At 65.4% G+C, this 23,034-nt stretch carries 22 protein-coding genes; 18 read left to right on the top strand and 4 right to left on the bottom strand.

Translation table 11 applies throughout. From position 1 onward, the window contains the following. The first annotated feature begins 224 nt into the window (after positions 1–224). The 10 genes from AC59JP_RS08850 to AC59JP_RS08805 all read left to right on the top strand — a co-directional run bounded on the left by AC59JP_RS08850 (position 225) and on the right by AC59JP_RS08805 (position 11,526). Complete coding sequence (locus AC59JP_RS08850; protein WP_497325384.1) at positions 225–1,445, top strand: ABC transporter substrate-binding protein; 1,221 nt, start codon at positions 225–227, stop codon at positions 1,443–1,445. Continuing rightward, positions 1,442–2,461: a branched-chain amino acid ABC transporter permease gene (locus AC59JP_RS08845; RefSeq protein WP_497325383.1), complete on the top strand. Its 1,020-nt coding sequence runs from the start codon at positions 1,442–1,444 to the stop codon at positions 2,459–2,461. The genes AC59JP_RS08850 and AC59JP_RS08845 overlap by 4 nt, the downstream gene beginning before the upstream one ends. After that, positions 2,458–3,504, top strand: a complete 1,047-nt coding sequence (locus AC59JP_RS08840; RefSeq protein WP_497325382.1) for a branched-chain amino acid ABC transporter permease — start codon at positions 2,458–2,460, stop codon at positions 3,502–3,504. Before AC59JP_RS08845 ends, AC59JP_RS08840 begins: the two co-directional genes overlap by 4 nt. Further along, positions 3,501–4,223, top strand: coding sequence for an ABC transporter ATP-binding protein (locus AC59JP_RS08835; RefSeq protein ID WP_497325381.1), 723 nt, complete (start codon positions 3,501–3,503; stop codon positions 4,221–4,223). The genes AC59JP_RS08840 and AC59JP_RS08835 overlap by 4 nt, the downstream gene beginning before the upstream one ends. Further along, entirely contained in the window at positions 4,220–4,924 is a 705-nt protein-coding gene (locus AC59JP_RS08830) for an ABC transporter ATP-binding protein (protein ID WP_497325380.1), read from the top strand. Before AC59JP_RS08835 ends, AC59JP_RS08830 begins: the two co-directional genes overlap by 4 nt. Positions 4,925–4,937: 13 nt before the next feature. Then, positions 4,938–5,570, top strand: coding sequence for an aspartate/glutamate racemase family protein (locus tag AC59JP_RS08825; protein ID WP_497325379.1), 633 nt, complete (start codon positions 4,938–4,940; stop codon positions 5,568–5,570). Beyond that, a complete protein-coding gene (locus AC59JP_RS08820) occupies positions 5,567–6,922 on the top strand; it encodes an FAD-dependent oxidoreductase (RefSeq protein WP_497325378.1) in 1,356 nt (451 codons plus the stop codon). Before AC59JP_RS08825 ends, AC59JP_RS08820 begins: the two co-directional genes overlap by 4 nt. Before the next feature lie 24 nt (positions 6,923–6,946). Beyond that, complete coding sequence (locus AC59JP_RS08815) at positions 6,947–8,410, top strand: dihydroorotase (RefSeq protein ID WP_497325377.1); 1,464 nt, start codon at positions 6,947–6,949, stop codon at positions 8,408–8,410. Then, positions 8,407–9,597: a CaiB/BaiF CoA transferase family protein gene (locus AC59JP_RS08810; RefSeq protein WP_497325376.1), complete on the top strand. Its 1,191-nt coding sequence runs from the start codon at positions 8,407–8,409 to the stop codon at positions 9,595–9,597. Before AC59JP_RS08815 ends, AC59JP_RS08810 begins: the two co-directional genes overlap by 4 nt. A gap of 465 nt (positions 9,598–10,062) precedes the next feature. Then, positions 10,063–11,526: a protein adenylyltransferase SelO gene (locus AC59JP_RS08805; RefSeq protein ID WP_497325375.1), complete on the top strand. Its 1,464-nt coding sequence runs from the start codon at positions 10,063–10,065 to the stop codon at positions 11,524–11,526. Positions 11,527–11,554: 28 nt separating this feature from the next. Here the strand turns inward: AC59JP_RS08805 and AC59JP_RS08800 are convergent, their stop codons facing one another. From AC59JP_RS08800 to AC59JP_RS08785, 4 genes are read right to left on the bottom strand one after another with little or no spacing between them, the layout of a single operon-like run. Beyond that, positions 11,555–12,214: a GntR family transcriptional regulator gene (locus tag AC59JP_RS08800; RefSeq protein WP_497325374.1), complete on the bottom strand. Its 660-nt coding sequence runs from the start codon at positions 12,212–12,214 to the stop codon at positions 11,555–11,557. A 43-nt stretch (positions 12,215–12,257) separates the two neighbouring features. Then, entirely contained in the window at positions 12,258–13,247 is a 990-nt protein-coding gene (locus AC59JP_RS08795) for a transketolase family protein (RefSeq protein WP_497325373.1), read from the bottom strand. Beyond that, positions 13,244–14,098 carry a transketolase gene (locus AC59JP_RS08790; protein WP_497325738.1) on the bottom strand — a complete coding sequence of 285 codons (855 nt, stop codon included), beginning with the start codon at positions 14,096–14,098 and terminating at the stop codon, positions 13,244–13,246. Before AC59JP_RS08790 ends, AC59JP_RS08795 begins: the two co-directional genes overlap by 4 nt. A 56-nt stretch (positions 14,099–14,154) precedes the next feature. Further along, entirely contained in the window at positions 14,155–15,510 is a 1,356-nt protein-coding gene (locus tag AC59JP_RS08785; protein ID WP_497325372.1) for an MFS transporter, read from the bottom strand. Between the two features lie 187 nt (positions 15,511–15,697). Between AC59JP_RS08785 and AC59JP_RS08780 the strand changes: the two genes are divergently transcribed. The 8 genes from AC59JP_RS08780 to fbaA all read left to right on the top strand — a co-directional run bounded on the left by AC59JP_RS08780 (position 15,698) and on the right by fbaA (position 23,030). Beyond that, a complete protein-coding gene (locus AC59JP_RS08780; protein WP_497325737.1) occupies positions 15,698–16,468 on the top strand; it encodes an SDR family NAD(P)-dependent oxidoreductase in 771 nt (256 codons plus the stop codon). Positions 16,469–16,613: 145 nt separating this feature from the next. Next, positions 16,614–17,612: a substrate-binding domain-containing protein gene (locus AC59JP_RS08775; RefSeq protein WP_497325371.1), complete on the top strand. Its 999-nt coding sequence runs from the start codon at positions 16,614–16,616 to the stop codon at positions 17,610–17,612. A gap of 8 nt (positions 17,613–17,620) precedes the next feature. Continuing rightward, entirely contained in the window at positions 17,621–18,616 is a 996-nt protein-coding gene (locus AC59JP_RS08770) for an ABC transporter permease (RefSeq protein WP_497325370.1), read from the top strand. After that, positions 18,613–19,410 (top strand): ATP-binding cassette domain-containing protein, encoded by a 798-nt coding sequence (locus AC59JP_RS08765; RefSeq protein ID WP_497325369.1) that lies wholly within the window; start codon positions 18,613–18,615, stop codon positions 19,408–19,410. Before AC59JP_RS08770 ends, AC59JP_RS08765 begins: the two co-directional genes overlap by 4 nt. Before the next feature lie 107 nt (positions 19,411–19,517). After that, complete coding sequence (locus AC59JP_RS08760; RefSeq protein ID WP_497325368.1) at positions 19,518–20,336, top strand: PfkB family carbohydrate kinase; 819 nt, start codon at positions 19,518–19,520, stop codon at positions 20,334–20,336. Further along, complete coding sequence (locus AC59JP_RS08755) at positions 20,297–20,989, top strand: nucleoside/nucleotide kinase family protein (protein ID WP_497325367.1); 693 nt, start codon at positions 20,297–20,299, stop codon at positions 20,987–20,989. Before AC59JP_RS08760 ends, AC59JP_RS08755 begins: the two co-directional genes overlap by 40 nt. Positions 20,990–20,994: 5 nt before the next feature. After that, positions 20,995–21,996: a LacI family DNA-binding transcriptional regulator gene (locus AC59JP_RS08750; RefSeq protein ID WP_497325736.1), complete on the top strand. Its 1,002-nt coding sequence runs from the start codon at positions 20,995–20,997 to the stop codon at positions 21,994–21,996. A gap of 11 nt (positions 21,997–22,007) precedes the next feature. Next, positions 22,008–23,030 carry a class II fructose-bisphosphate aldolase gene (gene fbaA, locus AC59JP_RS08745; protein WP_497325366.1) on the top strand — a complete coding sequence of 341 codons (1,023 nt, stop codon included), beginning with the start codon at positions 22,008–22,010 and terminating at the stop codon, positions 23,028–23,030. Positions 23,031–23,034: the final 4 nt, after the last annotated feature.

Below are 23,034 nucleotides of genomic sequence, written 5' to 3'. Positions count from 1 at the left end.
CGAACTGTTCCGTGGGAATCCGTTTCGCTGACCATACCGTTCCGCTGGGCGAACCACTGACTTAACGAGAAAGTCACGAAAGAACCTGTTCGAGGCCGGTGATGCGTGCCATACTCATCCGCAAGGGGAATCACCCGCCACCTACATGGTGCGCTGAGCGGAACGTTCAGCAGCCAGTGGTTGGCCTACTCGGTGCCGCACAGGCGCGAAAGGCAGTTTCGATCATGAAGAAGCTCGTAGGCGTGCTGACAGCCGTTGCACTGTTCGGCGCAGCAGCATGTGGCTCATCGTCCGGTTCCGGCGACACGGGAACCATCAAGATCGGCTCCGTTCACCCCACCACCGGCGCCCTCGCCGGCGTCGGTGGACTGATGAACGACGGCGCAGCACTGGCGGTCTCGGACATCAACGCAGCGGGAGGCATCAAGGGTCTCGACGGGCGGCAGCTCGAGCTGGTGTCCGGAGACTCTCAGGGCAAGGCCGAAGTGGGCCAGAGCGAAGCGCAGCGACTGATCGACGACGGCGCGGTCGCGCTCGTCGGTACGTATCAGAGCGACGTCACGCAGAACGTCGCCTCGGTCGCCGAGCGTTCGCGCGTTCCCCTCGTCATCGACGTGGCAGTGGACGACAAGATCCTCGACCAGGGCTACCAGTACTCGTTCCGCATCCAGCCCAACGCGTCCAGCATGGGAACCGACGGAGCCAAGGCTCTGGCGGCCATCGGCCAGCAGTCGGGTCAGCCGATCAAGAAGGTCTCCTACCTTCACATCGAAGGATCCTTCGGCGACAGCGTGTTCAAGGCATTCCAAGCGGAAGCCGCGAACCAGGGCATCGCGTCCGTCGACGAAATCACCTACCCCGCAACCAACTTCTCCGACGCCACCACCCAGGTGCGGCAAGCTGCGGTCGGAAATCCCGACGTCATCGTGGCCACGGGCTACTACCCGGACGGTCTGCTCATCGCGAAGGCGGTCCAGCAACTGAACCTGAACGTCAAGGGTGTGTACGGAATTGCCAACGGCGCCTTCGACGACAGCTCGTTCCCAGCCGCCGCCGGCACCGCGGGTGACGGTGTGCTGAGCGCCAACTACCACTTCGACGCGACCAGTGATCGAGTCAACGACATCCGTACCCGCTTCCAGGAGAAGTACGGAAAGCCCATGGAGACCGCAGCAATGCTGTCCTACCAAGCTGTCGAGGTCATCGCGAAGGGCCTCGAGGACGGCAAGGACGCCGACCCGCAAGCGTTGCGCGACGCCATCTCCGGTGAATCGATCGACGATCCGCTGTTGGCCTTCGCCGGCCCCATCCAGTTCGACGAAACCGGGCAGAACAAGAACGCGACGGTCATCGTGACCCAGGTCCGTGACGGCGCCGTGGCGCAGGTCTACCCGCAGGAATTCGCCACGGACGCACTGCGCTTCCCCGCCGGAGCCGGACAGTGACTGCGTCCACCGAGTCCGCGTCCACCGAGCCTGCGACCACCGAGACGGCACCCACCGCACGGCGCAAGTTGTCGAGGTCGATCGACCCCGCCGTCGGTGTGGCCGCAGCGATCGTCGTGATCATGGCCGCCGTCTACCTCGTCGGCGGTAAGGACCAGGGACTCGTCACACAGTCGGTCGTCTCGGGCCTTCTGCTCGGCGGTGTGTACGCACTGATCTCGGTGGGACTGACGCTGATCTTCGGTGTGCTGGGCATCGTGAACTTCGCCCAGGGCGCCATGCTCACCATGGCGATGTACATCGTGTACGCGCTCTCGACCGCCGGACTGCCCGTGTACGTCGCGACCATCATCGCGGTTCCACTCATGTTCGTCTTCGGCATGATCGTGCAGGCCGCGCTGCTGACCAAGCTCACGATCAGCGGAAGTCACGACGGTCCGCTGCTCGTGACACTCGGTCTGTCGCTGCTGATCATCAACGTTCTGCTCATGATCTTCGGTGGTCGGCCCGAGCAGGTTCAGGCGCCGGTCGACGGATCCCTGTCCGTCCTCGGTGCCGTGGCATCGTGGCCGCGGGTCATTGCCTTCGTCGGTGCGGCGCTGGTCGCCGTGGCGCTGTCGGCGGTCCTGAAGCGAACTCCGTTGGGTCTGTCGATCCGGGCGGTCGCGTCCAATTCCGAAGGGGCCAAGCTCGTCGGCGTCGACATCGGTCGGGTGTACGCCCTCACGTTCGGGATCGGCGCGGCGTGTGTCGCGGTGGCCGGGGGTCTGATGACTCCGTTCACCAGCCTCACCCCGTCGGTGGGCGAGCAGTTCACGATCCTCGCGTTCGTGATCGTCGTTCTCGGCGGACTCGGGAGTGTCGTCGGAGCGGTGGTGGGCGGACTGGTGATCGGTCTGGTCCAGACCGTCGGAGCGTTGTTCCTCCCCGGCACCGGATCGCTGATTCTGGTGTTCGCCGTGTTCATCCTGGTTCTCTTCCTGAAGCCCGAAGGACTGTACGGAGCACGCCGATGACCGCCACCGCCCCCGCACCGACGACGTCCACAGCGAGCGATCCGCGGCTGAAGGACACCTGGCTTCGACGTCAAGTCGTCACCCTCGCAATCGGATTCGTCGTCGTCGCCGTCCTGCCGCTGGTGTTGGGCGAACAGGCGCAGACCGTGGCCGTCCGAACGCTGATCTTCGCCATCATGGCCGTCGCATGGAACATCATGAGCGGCTTCGGCGGAATGTTCAGCTTCGGCCACGCCGCGTTCTTCGGCATCGGCGCCTACACCGGCGCGTACTTCGTGGTCGAACACGCTGTATCGCCGTGGATCTCGATGATCGTTGCCGCCGTCATCGCGGCGACGGTCGGAACGTTGCTCGCCTACCTGTGTCTGCGGTATCGACTCGCCGGGTCCTACTTCGCGTTGGCGACCTTCGCCTTCGCGCAGATGTTCCTGCTCCTCGTGCAGAACCTGGAGGTGTTCAACAAGACCGAGGGATTCAACGTCCCGATCCTCCCTCGCGACTCGTGGTGGATGCTGCAGTTCGAGAAGGGCAGCCCCAACTACGTGTGGATCCCGTTGGTGATTCTGGCCGTCGCCGTTCTGGGAACGATCTTCTACGTCCGTTCTCGTGCAGGACAATTCGTTCAGGCTGTGCGTGACGACGAGACTGCTGCGGCATCGCTCGGAATCGCGACGGTGAAGTATCGGCTCATCGCGGTGGCGGCCAGCTGCGCCCTCACCGCGGTCGCCGGCGTCTACTACACCCAGTACTACTTCTTCGTGGGCCCGGAGCAGGCGTTCGGTTCCGCGGTGTCGGTTGAGGCGATCGTGCCCGCCGTCATCGGAGGAATCGGCACCATCTGGGGTCCGGTGATCGGCGCGGCCGTGATCGGACCGTTGTCGGAGATCATCAACGAACTTCTCCGCAACCCACCGGGCTTCCTCGCATTCCTCGACGGTGCAATCGGTCTCGACGTGGCGGTCTACTCCGTCATCCTGATCCTGATCGTGATCTTCCTTCCGAAGGGAATCTTCGGCACAGTGCGCGAGAGGTGGTTCCGATGAGCCTGCTGACGATCGAAGGACTGAGCAAGTCCTTCTCGGGTATTCACGCGGTGCGCGATGTGTCCCTCGAGGTCTCCGACCGCGAGTTCCTCGGCATCATCGGCCCGAACGGCGCCGGAAAGACGACGCTGTTCTCGCTGCTGTCCGGCGAGCAGGCCCCGACCGAGGGTCGAATCGTGTTCGACGGCACGGACATCACCGGGTGGCCGGCGAGCAAGGTCGCCCGCAGCGGGCTGGTGCGCACGTTCCAGCTCATGCGACCGTTCGAGTCGATGTCGGTGCTCGAGAACGTCACCATCGCGGCGTTGACGAAGCGCCGCAATCGCAAGGACGCGCGCAGACATGCCCTCGAGGTACTCGATCGCGTACAGCTGTCGGATCAGGTGGGCGGCAAGGTGTCCACCATGTCCACGGCCGGTCTCAAACGGCTCGAGCTCGCTCGTGCCCTGGCCATGGAGCCTCGGGTGGTCCTGCTCGACGAGGTGCTCGCCGGGCTGGTTCCCACCGAGCGCGCCCCGATGATCGAGTTGCTGCGCACTCTGCACGGCGACGGTCAGACCGTGCTGTTCGTCGAACACATCATGGCCGCGGTGATGGCGCTGTCCGAACGACTCGTCGTGATGCACGAAGGTGCTGTGTTGACGTCGGGAGACCCCCGCACCGTCATCGAGGACAGTCGCGTCGTCGAGGCGTACCTCGGTGAGGAGAAGATCGCATGATGCTCGAAATCGACGACCTGCACGCCGGATACCGACGGCTCGAGATTCTGCACGGACTCGACATGACCATCGCGAAGAACGAGATCGTGTCTCTGATCGGCGCGAACGGGGCCGGCAAGACCACCACGCTGCGCGCACTGTCCGGCATCGTCACTCCGACCGGCGGCCGAATCACGCTAGACGGGACCCGAATCGACGGCATGCGCGCGGATCGCGTGGTCAAGGCGGGACTGGTTCACGTCGCGCAGGACCGCGCTCTCTTCGGCGCACTCCCGGTGTTCGAGAACCTGGAGATGGGCGCCTACACCCAGAAGCGCGGCAGTCACAAGGAATCGCTCGACCAGGTCTACGACCTGTTCCCCATTCTCGCGGAACGCCGGGATCAGCGCGCGGACACCATGTCCGGCGGGCAGCAGCAGATGCTGGCCATCGGACGGGCCATGATGGCGAAGCCGCGGTTGCTCACTCTCGACGAGCCGTCCGTCGGGTTGTCGCCCAAGCTCGCCGCTCAGGTGCTCGACGCGATCGTGAAGATCCGCGACACCGGCGTCACGGTCCTCATCGTCGAGCAGAACGCTTCGGCTGCGCTCGACATCTCGGACCGCGCCTACGTGATCGAAAGTGGATCGATCGTGTTGAGCGGCAAGGGTTCCGACCTCGCGCACGACGATCGCGTCAAGGCCGCCTACCTCGGCATCTAGGAGTTCTACCCGCATGCATCTTCTCGCTTACACGCCGATACACGTCGGCGCCGACGAATTACGCCGCCGCCAGGAGCGATACGACCACCTGGCGCCGACGGGGGTGACCGTCGAACTACGCGACATCGGAGCAGACGCGCCACGGGCGCTCGACACCGAATCGGACGTACGACGGTCGGAAACCGTTCTCACCGAGGCCTTCCGCCGCGTCGACCCGACGGGTGTCGACGGATTCCTGCCCGACTGTGTGCTCGACCCGTGTGCCGAAGTCGCGAGCACGTTCGCACGGCCCCTGTACGGGCTGAGCAAACTGACCGCATCCCACCATCTTTCGCTGGGTCGCCGCGTCGGTGCTCTCGCCCGAAACCGCGCCATCGCAGACGAACTGGATCGGCGGTTGTCGTACTACGGCTTCGAGACCGAGGCCACGCACGTCATGGATCTGGGTGTCCACGACATCGCCGATTCGCAGGCCTGGGGACGTGCGGTCACCGAACACGCGCACCTGCTCGACTGCTCCGTGGCCATCAACGCCTGCTCCGCCGTCGAACTTCTCGACCCGCCCGCGTCGCCGATGGTCGTCGATCCCACGGCCACCGCACTTCGACTTCTGGGCGTCACAGCAGAATCGGAGGCGACCCGGTGAGCGACACCGGACCGGACCTCGTCGTCGCCGGGGCCGGCGGAGGGCTCGTTGCCGCGTTGCGCGCCGCCGAACGCGGACTCGACGTCCTCGTGGTCGAGGCGAGCACACATTTCAAGCGTGGCAACAACACCTCCATGTCGACCGCCATGATTCCCGGAGCCGGATCACGTTGGCAGCGCGAGGCCGGCATCGTCGATTCGCCCGAGACCTTCGTCGACGACGTCATGCGGAAGACGAAAGGAACGGCCGACCGCCAACTGGCGACCGCGTTGGCCGACGTCAGCGCACCGTTGGTGGAATGGATGGCAGACCATCTCGGTATTCCGCTGACTCTGGTCACGGACTTCGCCTATCCCGGTCACTCGCAGTTCCGATGCCACACCGTCGAAGGGCGCCACGGCAGCATCATGCTCGACCATCTCGTTCGCGCCGTGGCCGACGAACCACGCATCGACATGCTCGTGCCCGCGCGGGTCACCGACGTCTCCACCGGGGCCGACGGGCGGGTGGACGCAGTCACGATCACCCACCCGGACGGCAGCAGTGAGTCGATCGCCACGACGGCGGTGTTGTTGGCCACCAACGGATACGGAGCCGATGCAGACCGGGTGCACCAGTGGGTACCCGAGATCGCATCCGCTCGCTATCACGGCAGCGAGTACTCGATCGGTGACGCACTCGAGATCGGCGGCCGGCTCGGCGCCGAGTCGAAATACCTCGACTCCTACCAAGGTCACGCGGCGCTGTCGAAGAAGGCGAACACCCTCGTCGGGTGGGCCACCGTGATGCACGGCGGTGTGGTGCTCAACACCGACGGTCGCAGATTCGGCGACGAGACGACCGGATACTCGGAGTACGCGGCGACCCTTGCTGCACAAACGAATTCCGAAGGGTGGATCGTCGTCGACCGTGACATCTACGACAAGTGCCTGGCGTTCAACGACTTTCGCCAGACCGTCGATTCGGGTGCGGCCGTGTGGGCCGACACGGCCGACGAACTGGCAGCGGCCACGGGCCTGCCCGTCGACGGCGTCGTCGCCGAATTGACGGCGGTGCAACGGTACGCACGCGGTGAGGCATCGGACCCGTTCGGCCGCAGCTCGTTCGAGCACGACATGGCCGCGCCCTATGCCGCGATCAAGATCGTTCCGGCGCTGTTTCACACTCAGGGCGGTCTCGCGGTCGACGGACACGCTCGTGTTCTGCGGTCGAGCGGAGACGCGATCGACGGGCTCTTCGCCTCCGGCGGCGCCGCCATGGGCATCTCCGGTCACGGCGCCGCAGGGTATCTGGCCGGCAACGGATTGCTCCCCGCTCTCGGACTCGCCTACCTCGCAGCCGACTACCTCTGATTTTTCGTTTCGAAAGGACCCCTCATGTCTCTGTTGATCACCAACGCCCGCGTCGTTCGACCCGGAGCCGATGCGCCCGACGACGGTGAGTTCGTCGACCTCCTGATCGAGGACGGAAAATTCACCCGCATCGAGGCCGGGATCTCGCCGGACTCGGCGGACACCGTCGTCGACGCGGCCGGCAAGGTCGCGTTTCCCGGTGTCGTGGACGCACACCAGCACTGGGGTATCTACAACCCTCTCGGTGAGGACGCGGAGTCCGAATCACGCGCCTGCGTGCAGGGCGGAGTGACGACGTCGATGTCCTACATGCGGACCGGTCAGTACTACATGAACACCGGCGGTGCCTACGCCGACGTCTTCCCGACCGTGCTCGCCGCCACCGAGGGACGACCGTACGTCGACTACGCGTACCACCTCGCGCCGATGTCCAAGGAACACATCGCGGAGATCCCCTCGCTGATCACCGATCACGGTGTCACGTCGTTCAAGATCTTCATGTTCTACGGCAGCCACGGTCTCCACGGGCGGTCGACCGACCAGAGCGAATTCCTGATGACTCCCGAGGGCGAACGGTACGACCTCGCGCACTTCGAGTTCGTGATGCGCGGCATCCAGGCCGCACGCGAACAGTTGGGCGACCTCGCCGATCACATTTCTCTCTCGCTGCACTGCGAGACGGCCGAGATCATGAGCGCCTACACGAAGATCGTCGAGGAGGAAGGCACTCTGAAGGGCCTGGCCGCGTACAGCGCGTCGCGTCCTCCCCACTCGGAGGGACTGGCCGTCACGATCGCATCGTTCCTGGCCGACGAGACGCAGTTGCCCAACATCAACCTTCTGCACCTGTCGTCCCGCAAGGCGCTCACCGCGGCCATGCGCATGGCCGCGGCGTTCCCCCATGTGAATTTCCGACGTGAAGTGACGATCGGGCACCTGTTGGCCGACATCGACACCGCCTACGGTCTGGGCGGCAAGGTCAATCCGCCGCTGCGGCCGCGCGACGACGTCGAGGCGCTGTGGGAGCACCTGCTCGACGGTGACATCGACTGGGTCGTCAGCGATCACGCGTGCTGCAAGGACGAGAAGAAGTTCGCCGAGGATCGAGGCGACATCTTCGCGGCCAAGTCCGGATTCGGTGGAGCCGAGTACCTGCTGCCCGGTCTGGTCAGCGAGGGCCGCAAGCGCGGCCTCAGCTGGAAGCGCATCGCTCAGCTGACGTCGTCCAATCCTGCGTCGCGCTACGGCCTTCCGGGCAAGGGTGACATCGCGGTCGGGATGGACGCGGACATCGCCCTCGTCGACCCGGACCACACCTGGACCGTGCGGCCGGAGGATTCGGAGTCGACGCAGGAGTACACCCCGTTCGAGGGATTCGAACTCGGTGCCAAGGTGACGGACACGTTCGTCCGCGGTCAGCGGGTTCTTGCCGACGGCGCAGTGTCCGGTTCCCCGGTCGGTCGCTACCTGCACCGTCCGTACAAGTGACCGGGCCACTCGACGGCGTCAAGGTTCTCGACGTCTCCACCATCCTGGCGGGACCGCTCGTCGCCCAGATTCTGGGCGACTTCGGAGCCGACGTGATCAAGATCGAGCACCCGACCAAGCCGGACGGTATGCGCGGCCACGGACTCGACAAGGACGGCCACCCGCTGTGGTGGACCATGGTCTCGCGCAACAAGCGGACCATGACGCTGAACCTCGGAAATGCCGAGGGAGCGAGCGTCTTTCGGCGGCTGGCCGCGGAGGCGGACGTCGTGGTCGAGAACTTTCGGCCCGGCACCTTGGAGCGGTGGGGTCTGGGGTACGACGTGCTGTCCGCGGACAACCCCGGCTTGATTCTGTTGCGTGTCACCGGTTTCGGCCAGACGGGTCCGTACGCGGGGCGTCCCGCGTTCGGGACTCTCGTCGAATCGATGAGCGGCTTCGCTCACCTCACCGGAGCGGCGGACGGGCCGCCGACGCTTCCGGCGTTCGGCCTAGCGGATTCGCTCGCCGGGATCGCGGGATCGTCCGCAGTGTCGATGGCGCTGCTGCACCGCACGAAGAACGGCGGCGTCGGTCAGGTCATCGACCTGGATCTGCTGAGTCCGATCATGACCGCGGTGGGGCCGGGTGTCATCTACGCGGACCAACTCGGAATCGATCAGGAGCGCACCGGTAACCGGTCGAGCAACAATGCGCCTCGCAACCTGTACAAGACCTCGGACGGGCACTGGGTGGCCGTGTCGACGAGCGCCAATTCGATTGCGCAGCGCGTGCTTTCGCTGGTCGGGCATCCCGAGGTGATCGACGAGCCGTGGTTCGCCACGGGTCGCCAACGTGCGGCGCACGCCGATCTGCTCGACGACTACGTCGGTGGTTGGGTGGGCGCCCGCACGCGGGACACCGTCGTCGCGGAGTTCGAAAAGGCCGGTGCCGCAGTGTCTCCGGTGTACAAGCCGAGCGATCTGCTCACCGATCCGCAGGTCGCGGCGATCGAGATGGTCACCACCGTGAAGGACGACGACCTCGGTCCGGTGCGGATGCAGAACGTCATGTGGCGGATGAGCGAGAGCCCGGGGGAGATCAGGCACACCGGCCGTCGGCACGGCGCCGACACCGACGCGATCCTGGGCGAACTCGGTTTGACCGCAGAGGAAATCGAGCGACTGAGGGAGGCCGGCGCGGCCTGATCGGTCGGTGTTCGGTGAGCGGCGTCCCAGACGAAACCGCGCGGTTTCGTGAAATGACACAACGCTGAAATGGTGTCATTGCCACAACCATTCGGGATACAAATAGCCGTCGTCACAACGGTGCGTCATCCCTTCTGGAAGGATTTACATGATCAACATTCTGCCGCTCACCAATTTCCTGAACTTCGCCGACTTCCTCAACGTCTCGGCCATCGCCGAGATCCTGCGCAACCTCAACCTGGGTTCCTGAGCAGGGCTGATCGTCGCCCTACGGGCGCGCGGCTCGATCGTCGACGCGATCGAGCCGCGCCCCTGTGCAATGGAAAGCATCGCCTTTCCACAATTCTTGCCGGTGCCGTTTACGTTCGTTTTTTCGGTCGGCCGACCTCGCCACATTCAATGGAATTACGCTGGTTGCACGCCCGACCCCACGGGTCGGGCGTGATTCGTGGTAACCCTGTAGTCATGAGTGGTATGGCGCAGCTGGCGTTCGAGAACACGATGATCACGGAAGTGGACGGTCTCACCGTCCCCTGGCAGGGGGCGCCTGCGCCCTCGCCGCGTGTCCTGGTCGCGAACGCCGACTTGGCCCGCACGCTCGGACTGGACCCCGCGGAGCTGACCTCCGACGAGGGCGCCGCCGTGCTGTCGGGTGCCCTCGCTCCCGCCGGCGCCACTCCCGTGGCGATGGCGTACTCCGGTCACCAATTCGGTGGCTTCGTTCCCCTTCTGGGAGACGGGCGCGCTCTGCTGCTCGGTGAACTGCGCGGCGACGACGGCTCTCTCGTCGACCTGCACCTGAAGGGGTCGGGTCCGACACCGTTCTCGCGCGGTGGTGACGGGCGCGCAGTCGTCGGCCCGATGTTGCGCGAGTACCTGATCAGTGAGGCCATGCACGCGCTGGGAGTGCCCACCACACGCTCGTTGGCCGTCGCATCGACGGGGGAGGACGTGATCCGCGAGGGCCGGCAGCCCGGCGCCGTGTTGGCTCGGGTCGCCTCGAGCCACATCAGGGTGGGGACGTTCGAATTCGCTTCGCGCCGTCCGGGACTCGTGCAACCTCTGGCCGACTACGCGATCTCACGGCACTACCCGCACCTGAAGGACCTTCCCGACGCCGAGAAGTACCTGGCGTTCTTCACGGCAGTGGTCGAGGCGCAGGCAGCCCTGGTCGCGCGGTGGATGCTCGTCGGTTTCGTGCACGGCGTCATGAACACCGACAACACCACGATCTCCGGCGAGACGATCGACTACGGACCGTGCGCGTTTCTCGACTCCTACGACCCCGCCGCGGTGTTCAGCTCCATCGACCGCGGGGGCCGGTACGCCTACGGAAACCAGCCCGCGATTCTCGGCTGGAATCTGGCCCGCTTCGGCGAAACGCTTCTGCCGCTGGTCAGTTCGATTCCGGACGACGCGATCACGGCGCTCACCGAGGTGTTGGACGGTTACGGTGCGCGGTACCACGCAAATTACAGGGCGGGGATGGCGGCGAAGCTGGGGTCGAGCGTCGACACCCTCGACGACGCTCTCGTCGACGATCTTCTCGCGCTGCTTCGTGATCATCGGGCCGATTGGACCCTGACGTTCCGCGCGCTGGCCGATCACGTGCGGGGCAACTCGACTGCGCTGCAGGCCATCTTCCCCGCCGGCGCCGCCGAGCCCTGGCTGCTGCGATACGACGAGGCGAGGACGGAGAACGGAGGCACACTCGCCGACGCGATGGACCGCGTCAACCCGATCTACATACCGCGCAATCACCGCGTCGACGAGGCGCTGCAGGCAGCGACGGCGGGCGACATGGAACCGTTCGACCGGTTGCTCGCGGCGGTGTCCCATCCCTTCGATCGCCGCACCGAGTGGGCGCAGTACGCCGAGCCGGCGCCCCGTGAGTTCCAGGACGGCTTCCGCACGTTCTGCGGCACGTGAACCGGTCGTTCACAGCCCGGCGTGCGCGTCAACCGACGAGATTGTTCGCCGCCCACTGCATGTGCGACCGAACCGCGTCCGCGGCGGCAACGGGATCGCCGGTGTCGATCACGTCGACCATCTCGAGGTGCCGGTCGACATCCATGTTCCCGACCGCTTTTCCGCGCCCGGCGTACATGATCGACATTCGTATGGACCCCTCGAGGTTGGTCCACGAGTGGAGCAGGGTGTCGTTCTGCGCCGACACGCAGAGGAGTCGATGAAAATCGAGATCCGCTTCGATGCGATCGTCGAGGGTGTCGGTCCGGCGTGCCTTCCCCATGCGCGCCAGCACGTCTCGGAGCGCCGTGGTCACCGTTGCCCGGTCCTCACGAGTCGCGACGACCGACGCGGCGAGCGCCTCGAGTGCAGCGCGAACCGCGAAGATGTCGTGTATTTCCTTCGTGTCGAGGTGTCGAACGAACAGCCGCCCCCGCGCGCCGGTCACCACGAGGCCCTCCTGCTGCAGCTGCCGGAGCGCCTCACGGAGAGTCCCGCGGCTGATCTGAAGTCGTTCGGACAGTTCGGTTTCGACCAGTGGGCTACGGGGATGGAGCTCACCGCTCGTGATCGCGACGCGCAGGGCTGTGACTGCCTGCTGACGGAGATTCGTCTTCTGCAGACCGAGGAGTGCGCCGGGTTGTGCCATGGTGGAATCGCTCTCTGTCGACCGCTGCCTGTCGACAGTCAGCCTACAGTTCGGCCATGATTCGCTCTTCGACCCGAGCGGTGGACAGGCCGTAGCGATCGTGCAGGGTCGGAAGTGCACCGGCCGCGAGGAACTCGTCGGGCAGCGAGATGGCACCGATTTTCTTGCCCAGACCGCGTTCGACGACAGCGGAGGCCACGGTCTCGAAGAGCCCGCCGATCTTGGTGTGATTCTCGAGGGTGAACGCCAGACGCGGCGTATCGAGTTCGGCGAGAACCGTGGCCGAGTCGAACGGCTTGATCGTGGGGGTGTGGACCACGGCGACGTCGATGTTGTGCTTCTCGAGGTTCGATGCGGCTTGCAACGCCCTCATCGTCATCAACCCACTCGACACCAGGACGACGTCCCGACCGGGTCGGATGACCTTGGCCTTGCCGAGTTCGAAGGTGTAGTCGTACTCGTCCAGCACGGTCGCGACCTTGCCGCGCAGCAACCGGAGATAGGTCGGTCCGTCCGACGCCGCGAGTTGCGGAACCGCCTGCTCGATGTCGACCGAATCGCAGGGGTCCACGATGGTCAGATCGGGCATACCGCGGAAGATCGCCATGTCCTCGGTGGCCTGATGGCTGGGTCCGTAACCCGTTGTGAGCCCTGGCAATCCGCCGACGATGTTGACGTTCAGCTTGGGCTCGGCGATGTCGAGGCACAGGAAGTCGTACGCACGGCGGGCGGCGAACACCGAGTACGTCGACGCGAACGGAATCAGTCCGGTCTCGGCCATCCCGGCGGCTGCGCCGAACAGCAGTTGCTCGGCCATGCCCATCTGGAAGAACCGCTCCGGAAAGGCTTGGGCGAAGATGTGCATGTCGGTGTACTTGGCCAGGTCGGCGCTGAGCCCGACGATCTTGTCGTTCTCCTGCGCGGCGGCGACCAGCGCGTGACCGAACGGGGCGGCCGCCGTGCGTTGGCCGGGGTCGACGAACGACGCGATCATCGCCGACGTCTTGAGCTTGGGTGCGGTGGTGGTGGTCATGCTTGGACCTCGTTTTCTTGCAGGTAGGACGGGTCGAGAACGGCGTCGGCCTTCGGCCTGCCGAACCGCTCGGTGAGTTGGCTACGGCAGATCGCCCATTCGTCGTCGTCGATACGCATGAAGTGCGCCTTCTCCCGTGTCTCCAGCAGTGAGACACCGAATCCGACCTTGGTGTCGCAGATGACGATGGACGGGTTTCCGACCGGAGCCGCTGCGGCACAGGCGGAGTCGAACGCATCGGAGAGCTGAGCGGGATCGTTTCCGTCGACGCGGTAGACGTTCCAGCCCATTGCCGCCCACTTCTCGTGGACGGGCTCGATACCGAGCACGCCGGCGGTGGGTCCGTCGGCCTGCAGTGCGTTCATGTCCACCATGGCGATGAGGTTGCCGAGCTGGTGGTGATGCGCACCCATGGCGGCCTCCCAGGTCGAGCCTTCGTCCAGTTCGCCGTCGGAGAGGAAGTTGAACACCCGTGACGGCGAGTTCTGCAGACGCAGCCCGAGCGCCATGCCGACGGCGACGGTGAGGCCGTGTCCGAGTGAGCCACCCGAGATCTCCATTCCCGGTGTGTACGTTGCCATCGCGGACATCGGGAGGCGCGACTCGTCGGACCCGTACGTCTCGAGCTCGGCGACAGGAACGATGCCGGCCTCGGCGAGTGCGGCGTAGAGACCGATGGCGTAGTGGCCGGTGGAGAGAAGGAAGCGGTCTCGCTCGGGCCAGTGGGGGTCGTCGGCGCGGTAGTTCAGTCGCTCGGCGTACACGGCGGCGAGGATGTCCGCGGCGCCGAGTGCCTGACCGACGTAGCCCTGTCCCTGCGCTTCGCCCATGTCGATGACGTGATGGCGCATGCGGTAGGCGAATTGGGCCGCCCTGTCGATGCCGGTCGCGTTCTCGATCGTGGTCGTCACAGCATTTCCTTCTGTCGTGTAGGGGTGGAGGTGGGCTCGGGTGTGGTGCGTTCGGCCTCGGAAGCCAGACGACGTTCCGTCGATCCCCACGTTTCCTTGGTGGCGATGGCCGACCCGAGCCCGATGAGTGCATAGGCGATGAAGAGCAGTGCCGGTCCGAGCCATCCGAGCCACACGAACAGCAGGGTGGTGACGAACGGCGTGAATCCGGAGACCATGGCCGAGATCTGGTACGCCAGCGAAGCTCCCGAGGCGCGGCGGGCGGCGGTGAACAGCTCGGGGAACCAAGCGCCCTGGGCGCCGGCGAGAGCGTTCTGGCACACGGCGTAGGACAGCACGATGGTCGCGACGACGAGGAAGAAGACGCCGGTGTTGACGATCAGGAACATCGGAATTCCGAACAGCGCAGCAAAGGTGCAGACGCCGATGTAGAGAGGTCGCCGTCCGATCCGGTCGGTCAGCGCGGCCCACCCCATCGTGGCGAAGATGCCGATTCCGGAGGCGATGCAGAGGGCGGTGATGGTTTCGGACGTCGAGGCGAGCTTCTCGGTGTGCAGGTAGGAAATCATGTACGTGACCGACACGGCGTACCCGGCGGTTTCGGCGACGCGAAGACCGATGCCGCGCAGGATGTTCGGCCAGTCCTGCTTGATCGACTCGACGATGGGTGACTTGGTGACACCCGCCTCCTTGACGTCGTCGAACACGGGGCTTTCGGGGACCTTCGACCTGATGACCAACCCCACCATCACGAGAACGATGCTGAAGAGGAAGGGAACTCGCCATGCCCAGTCGCCGCCGAGGTGCACGCTGCCGAGGAACACGAGGTTGGCCAACAGCAGTCCGACCGGGAATCCGGCCTGCACGATCCCGGTGAACTTGCCCTTCTTGCGCCAGGGCGCGTGTTCGTAGCTCATGAGGATTGCGCCGCCCCACTCGGCGCCGAAAGCGAGACCTTGAACGATGCGCACGACGACCAGAAGAATGGGCGCGATCACGCCGGCCTGTGCGAAGGTGGGGAGCAATCCGATGGCGAACGTCGCGATGCCCATCAAGATGAGCGATCCGACGAGGACGGGTTTGCGGCCCACCTTGTCGCCGAGGTGGCCACCCACGATTCCGCCGAGGGGTCGAGCGGCGAAGCCGACACCCAGAGTGGCGAACGACGCGAGAGTTCCAGTGACGGAACTGGTGCCGGGAAAGAACGCGGTACCGAAGTACAGCGCGGCGGCCGTGGCGAAGCCGATGAAGTCGTACGTCTCGATGACTGCGCCGATCGAGGACCCGACAGCGACGCGTTTGGCGTCCTTGGTGCCGTGGACCGGGCCACGCATGTGGAGAGCTGTGCTCATGGGAAACCGTCCTGCAGAGGTAGTGGGTATCAAACTCGTCCGAGTGACCGTCGACTGTCAACGATTCGAGTGTGACCCACTGCACTGTCACTGTCAACAGTCAACCGATAACGGTTGACTGATGACCGATAACAGTCCTACTGTGGTCCGCATCACCCACGCCACGCATCACGAGGAGCCCAACGCCATGAGCACACAGAGAACCGCAGTCGTCACCGGAGCCACGTCGGACAAGGGAATCGGGCGCGCGACAGCAGAGCGCTACGCCGAGGACGGATGGGCCGTGGTGATCCTCGATCTCGACGGCGAAGTCTCGGCCAAGGTTGCCGCCGAGATCGGCGGAACGTACAACGTGCCGGCGTTCGGCCATGCGATCGACGTGTCCAGCGAGGAGTCGGTCCTGGCTGCCCATGCCGCAGTCGAGGCCGAAACCGCCTCGGGCGCACTGCCTCCCGTCGGCGCACTCGCGAACATAGCCGGAATCACCTCACCCGTCCCGTTCCTCGAGACGACCCTCGAACTCTGGAACAAGGTGTTCGCCGTGAACTCCACGGGGACGTATCTGGTCACGAAGGCCTTCCTTCCCGGCATGATCGCCGAGGGGTGGGGGCGCATCGTCAACATGTCCTCGGTGTCGGCTCAACGCGGCGGCGGCGTCTTCGGCAAGGTGCCCTACTCGTCCGCCAAGGCAGCGGTTCTCGGGTTCACGAAAGCCCTCGCCCGCGAACTCGAGGACACCGGCGTGACCGTCAATGCGGTCACCCCCGGCGCAGTGGACACGAACATTCGCGTCGGCAGCACGGACGATCAGGAGAAGGCCATCGCGCAGGGCATCCCCCTCGGGCGTACGGCCACCACCCGGGAGGTCTCGTCCGTCATCACCTTCCTCTCGTCCGAGGACGCCGCATACCTGACCGGCACGACGATCGATATCAACGGCGGCAGCCACATGCACTAGGCACGTCCCGCCGACCAGGCAATTCGGACATGAAAAATTCCTGAGAGAATTTTTGCGAAAGCGCATGCGCAAGCGTTTTCGCAAGTCTTATGCTCCTGCAGATCGCGGAGCAGTAGGCGCCGCACCGGGGACTAAGGGAGTCCGCATGTCCGTTACTCGCAGCAGAAGCTCACTCACGATCGGGACGGTCCTCATGGCCGGCTCACTGGTCCTCGGTCTCACCGCCTGCGGTGGATCCGACTCCAGCACCGTGAAGGTCGGTCTGATCACCAAGACCGACTCGAACCCGTACTTCGTGAAGTTGCGCGAAGCCGCACAAGCTCAGGCCGACAAGAGTGGCGCTCAGCTCGTTGCGCTCGCAGGCGCCTTCGACGGCGACAACGAGGGTCAGGTTTCTGCCATCGAGAACATGGTCGGCCAGGGCGTCAAGGGCATTCTGATCACCCCGAACTCCTCCACCGGCGTGCTCGACGCCATCAAGAACGCGCGCGACGCCGGCGTCGTCGTGATCGCTCTGGACACCGCGACCGACCCTGAGGACGCGGTCGACGCCACCTTCGCCACCGACAACAAGGCCGCCGGCGTCAGCCAGGGCAAGTGGGTCAAGGCTGCACTCGGCACCACGGCGCCGCAGGTCATCATGCTCGACGGAACCGCAGGTGGAACCGTCGACACGTTCCGTCACGACGGATTCCTCGAAGGTATGGGCCTCACCAACGACTCGCCCGAGATCGTCGGCCAGGAGAACACCAACGGCGACCAGACCAAGGCGCAGACCGCGATGGAGAACCTGATCCAGCGCGCCCCGCAGACCAACGCGCTCTACACCATCAACGAGCCGGCAGCGGCGGGCGCGTACCAGGCAATTCAGTCCGCGGGCAAGGCCGGTCAGGTCACGATCGGTTCCATCGACGGCAGCTGCACCGGTGTCGCGGACGTCAAGGCCGGCAAGATCGGCGCGACCGTGATGCAGTTCCCCGCCAAGATGGCCGAGCAGGGTGTCGACGCCGTGGTCAAGTTCGCGCAGGACGGCACCAAGCCGAGCGGATTCAACGACACCGGTTCGCAGCTCGTCACCGACAAGCCCGTCGCCGGTCTCGAGTCGCAGGACACCACCTGGGGCGCACAGAACTGCTGGGGCTGATCGCTTCCATGACCACTGGCGCACCAGCGACAGCGACGCCGACGGTGGCGAGCCGGTTCAACGTGGGGAACCTCCTGCGTGAACCGTTGCTCGGCCCGTTGGTGGCGCTGGTCATCGCGATCATCGTCTTCAGCTCGGTCTCGGATTCGTTCCTGAATCCGCAGAACGTCTCGCTGATCCTGCAGCAGTCCGTGGTCGTCGGCATCCTCGCCGTCGGCCAGACGCTGATCATCCTCACCTCCGGGATCGACCTGTCCATCGGTGCGGTCGCCGTGTTCGGCACCATCGTGATGGCGCAGAGCGCCGGCGCCAACGGCCCGGTCGTCGCGCTCGGATCCACGCTTGCAGTGTGTGTGGCGTTCGGTGCGATCAACGGTGGCCTCGTCACCGTGTTGCGGCTCCCGCCGTTCATCGTGACCCTCGGAACGTTCACCGCAATCCAGGCGGCGACTCGTCTGCTCGCGGGCTCGGAGACCTACCGCGTGGAGGAGGGCCCGCTCACCTTTCTGGGTACGTCGTTCAAGGTCGGGTCGTTCTCGACCACCTTCGGTGTGGTCGCGATGGTGCTCGTGTACATCGTGATGTGGTACGCGCTGTCCCAAACTTCTTGGGGCAAGCACATTTACGCGGTGGGCGGCAACCCGCAGGCCTCGGCTCTGTCGGGCATCAAGTCCGGTCGCGTGCTGTTCTCGGTCTACATCGTGACCGGCGTGATCGCCGCGATCGCCGCCTGGGCCGCGCTCGGTCGCATCCCCAACGCCGACCCGAACGCGTATCAGAACGCCAACCTCGAGACGATCACCGCTGTGGTCATCGGCGGAACGAGCTTGTTCGGCGGACGCGGCGGCGTCGGTGGAACCCTGGTGGGAACGTTGATCGTCGGCGTCCTGCGCAACGGCCTCACCCAGGCCGGAGTCGACAGTCTCTATCAGAACATCGCCACCGGAATCCTCGTGATCGTCGCGGTGTCGGTCGATCAATTCGCACGCAGGAGATCACAATGACGACAGCGAGCGGCACACCCGTTCTCGAAGCGCGCGGGCTGGTGAAGAAGTACGGCAACGTGACCGCGATCAACGGCGCCGACTTCGAACTGCACCAGGGCGAAGTGTTGGCGGTCATCGGAGACAACGGCGCCGGAAAGTCCAGTCTCATCAAGGCTCTGGCCGGTGCGGTGGTGCCGGACGAGGGCCAGATTCTGATGAACGGCGAGCCGGTGTCGTTCAAGAACACGCGAGACGCCCGAGCGGCCGGGATCGAAACGGTCTACCAGGATCTCGCAGTGGTGCCGGCTCTCGACATCGCCTCGAACCTGTACCTCGGTCGCGAAGTTCGTCGTAAAGGCATTGCGGGCAGCGTCTTTCGTCGACTGGACATGCCCAGGATGAGGCAGGAAGCGTCGCAGCATCTCGCCGATCTGAAGATCGGCATCAAGTCGGTCAACCAGGCGGTCGAGACGTTGTCCGGTGGACAGCGACAGGGCGTCGCGGTGGCACGTGCGGCCGCCTTCGGCCGCGGCGTGATCATCATGGACGAACCGACAGCTGCTCTGGGCGTTCGCGAATCGGGTCAGGTCATCGACCTGATCCGCTCGATCCGCGATCGCGGCATCCCGGTGGTGCTGATCAGCCACGACATGCCCCACGTGTTCGAGGTGTCCGATCGCATTCACATCCACCGACTCGGGCAGCGTGCCGGGGTCGTCGACCCCAAGACGCGATCGATGTCGGAAGTGGTCGCGCTCATGACAGGTGCAGAGGAGCCGACCGATTCAGAACGCGCCGGCCTCCGAGGGTGATCGCGGGTAGGCCGGAGGCCGGTCGTCTTTCATCCGGCGAGCCCGTCGGCCTGTTCGTCGGGCTGGCGACTCTCGATGTGATTCATCGCATCGCGAGACCCCCTGAGGTGAACCAGAAGATCACGTCGTCCGCCCAGTTCGTCGCGGCAGGCGGACCGGCTGCCAACGCGGCCGTCACGTTTGCCGCACTGGGCGGCGACGCGATCCTCGTGACCGCACTCGGTGAGGATCCCATCGCCGATCTGGTCCGAGCCGACCTCGCCGCTCACGGTGTGCGAGTGGTCGACGCGGCCGCGGGCACCACGCGAGCGGTGCCCGTGTCCGCGGTATCGGTTGTCGAGGCGACGGGCGACCGATCGGTCGTCTCCCTCGACGCCGTCGGGTCCGATGCGTCGCCACCGAACGATCTCGGTGACCTCGTGGCGGAGTCCGATGTGGTGCTCGTCGACGGGCACCACCCCCTGATCGCCCGTGCTGCCGTTCGCCTTGCGGCAGCACGGGTTACCACCACCACGGTGGTCGACGCCGGCCGGTGGAAGTCGGTGATGAGCGATCTCGTGCCGTCGGTGACGGACATGGTCTGCTCCAACGACTTCCGGGTACCGGGCAGCGCCGACTCCGAATCCACCGCTGCCGAACTCGTTCGCAGCGGTGTGCGTACCGTGGTCACCACCCACGGCGGTGATCCGGTCGACTGGTGGTCCGACGGCGCGTCGGGAACGGTGCCGGTGCGGCCGGTGGTCGCCGTGGACACACTCGGTGCCGGGGACGTGTTCCACGGCGCCTATTGCTACTTCTCGACGCAGGCGACGACCGGTGTCGCCGAGCGCATCGATCGCTCCAACCGTGTGGCCGCACTACGGTGTTCGGTGATCGGGCCGCGAGAATGGCTTACACAACTACATACCCTCGAGCGTGGAAAGTGACAACGGTGAATCAGCAGGACGTGCAGGATGCCACGCTGGACCAGCTGGTCGAGTCGGCGAGGAAGCTCGCCGAGGCCGGTGAGCGCCGTATTCTCGGACTCACCGGTGCGCCGGGGGCCGGAAAGTCCACGGTCGCCGAACAGCTCGTCGCTGCACTCGGACCGGAGACGGCCGTACTGGTGCCCATGGACGGTTTTCACCTCGCCAACGAGGTGCTCGTCGACCTGGGTCGTCTCGATCGCAAAGGCGCCCACGACACCTTCGACGACGGGGGATACACGCGGCTGATCGCCGCAATCAGGGCGCAACGCCCGAACGACCCCGCCGTCTACGCGCCGAGGTTCCGGCGCGAGATCGAGGAGTCGATCGGCTCGTCCATCCCGGTGCCGTCCGACGTGCCGCTCGTGGTGACCGAGGGCAATTACCTTCTGCTCGAGTCCGACGCCTGGCCGTCGGCGCGATCCCACATCGACGAGGTCTGGTTTCTGTCGCCCGACACCGAGATTCGCCACACGCGGCTCGTCCGCCGGCACGAGTCCTACGGCAAAACCCCGGAGCAGGCAGCCTTCTGGGCACTCGGGTCGGACGAACGCAACGCCCAACTGATCGAATCGACCGCCGTCCGCGCCGACCGTATTGTGCGTCTGCGGTGACCACCATGGGCGACGTCGCCCGCATCTCCGGCGTCTCGGTTTCCACCGTGTCGCACGTGCTCAACGGCACACGCAAGGTCAACACGGCCACCCGGTTACGGGTCGAGGCCGCCATCGAGCAGACCGGCTACCGGCGCAACGTGGTGGCCCGATCGCTCGCGGCCGGCCGCACCCACCAAGTGGGACTGTCGATCTCGGTGCTGACCAACCCGTACTTCGGCAGCCTCGTCTACGCGGTGGAGCGGGCGCTCTCCGATGCGGGCTACGTGCTCATCGTCGGTGATTCGCACGACGACGTCGGTTCGGAGAAACGCGTCACGGACTCGCTTCTCGACCGTCAGGTGGACGGAATGATCGTCGCACCCGCGGCCGGGTCCGAGAACTCGACCCTTCCCGGCATCATGCGCACCGGAACGCCGCTGGTTCTGATCGACCGTGGGGTGGACGTCGGCAGCGATCAGGTCGGCCCGGAGAACCTCGAGTCGGCGCGGGCCTTGACCGATCACCTCCTCGATCTCGGTCACCGCCGCGTCGCCGTCGTGCGCGGCATCGCCGGAATCTCCTCGACCACCGAGCGATTCGACGGTTTCGCCGCCGCCATGACCGGGCGCGGCCTCACGGTGGACCCCACCCTGATCGTCGACGGGGAGTCGAACACCGATGTGGCTGAGCGCCAGGTGCGCGCGCTGCTGTCGAGCCAGAACCGGCCCACGGCACTGGTGTCGCTGAACAACTCGATGACCATCGGCGTGTTGAAAGCCGCTCAGTCGGTGGGGTTGTCGATTCCCGACGATCTCGCCCTGGTGTGCTACGACGACTTCGAATGGTCGGATCTGTTCGAGCCCAAGCTCACCGCGGCGGCGCAAGACGTGGAAACCATCGGAGCCACCGCCGTCGAGCTTCTCCTGCAACGCATCCGAGGGCACGACGGTCCGCCGCAGCACATTCGGGTGCCGACAACGTTTCACCATCGCAACTCGTGTGGTTGCGCCGACGCTCACCGATAGGAAGATTCTCGATGCCGATCGCAACACCCGACCGATACGCCGCGATGCTCGACCGCGCGAAGGAGGGTGGGTTCGCCTACCCGGCCATCAACGTGACCAGTTCGCAGACGCTCAATGCCGCACTGCAGGGTTTCGCCGACGCGGAGAGCGACGGGATCATCCAGGTCTCGCTCGGTACGGCACTGTATCTGTCCGGCAACAGTGTTCAGAACCGGTTCGCCGGTTCCAAGGCACTCGCGCTCTACGCGCACGAGGTGGCCTCGCACTACCCGGTGACGGTCGCTCTGCACACCGACCACTGCCCGGCCGAGAACCTCGACGACTGGGTTCGGCCGTTGATCGCCGACTCCGTCGAACGTCGCAGCCGCGGACTGGACCCGCTGTATCAGTCGCACATGTGGGACGGATCCGCGGTTCCGCTCGACGAAAACCTCTCCATCGCACACGAATTGCTCGATGCCTCGGTGAAGGCCAACACCGTGCTCGAGATCGAGGTGGGTGTTGTCGGCGGCGAAGAGGACGGTATCTCGCACGAAATCAACGACCAGTTGTACTCCACGGTCGACGACGCGCGGGCCACCGTCGCCGCGCTCGGAGTGGGTGAGCGCGGCCGGTACCTCACAGCGCTCACGTTCGGCAACGTGCACGGTGTCTACAACCCGGACTCGGTGCACCTGCGGCCCGAGATCCTCGAGGAGATTCAAACCGTCGTGGGCCGTGAGACGGGCACGTCGAAGCCGTTCGATCTGGTGTTCCACGGCGGGTCCGGGTCGAGTGCGGAAGACATCGCGTCGGCCGTGGCGAGCGGCGTCGTGAAGATGAACATCGACACCGACACCCAGTACGCCTTCACCCGATCGATCGCCGGACACATGATCGGCAAGTACGACCAGGTGCTCAAGGTCGACGGCGGCTACGGCAACAAGAAGGCCTACGACCCGAGGTCCTGGGGCAAACCGGCCGAGAACGCCATGGCGGCACGGGTTGTCGAGGCCACGCAGATGCTGGGCTCGGCCGGACGGACGATGCGCTAGGAGC

Source organism: Rhodococcus sp. 320_ES (genome assembly GCF_059691855.1).
This window is presented reverse-complemented; position numbering and strand designations above follow the sequence as displayed.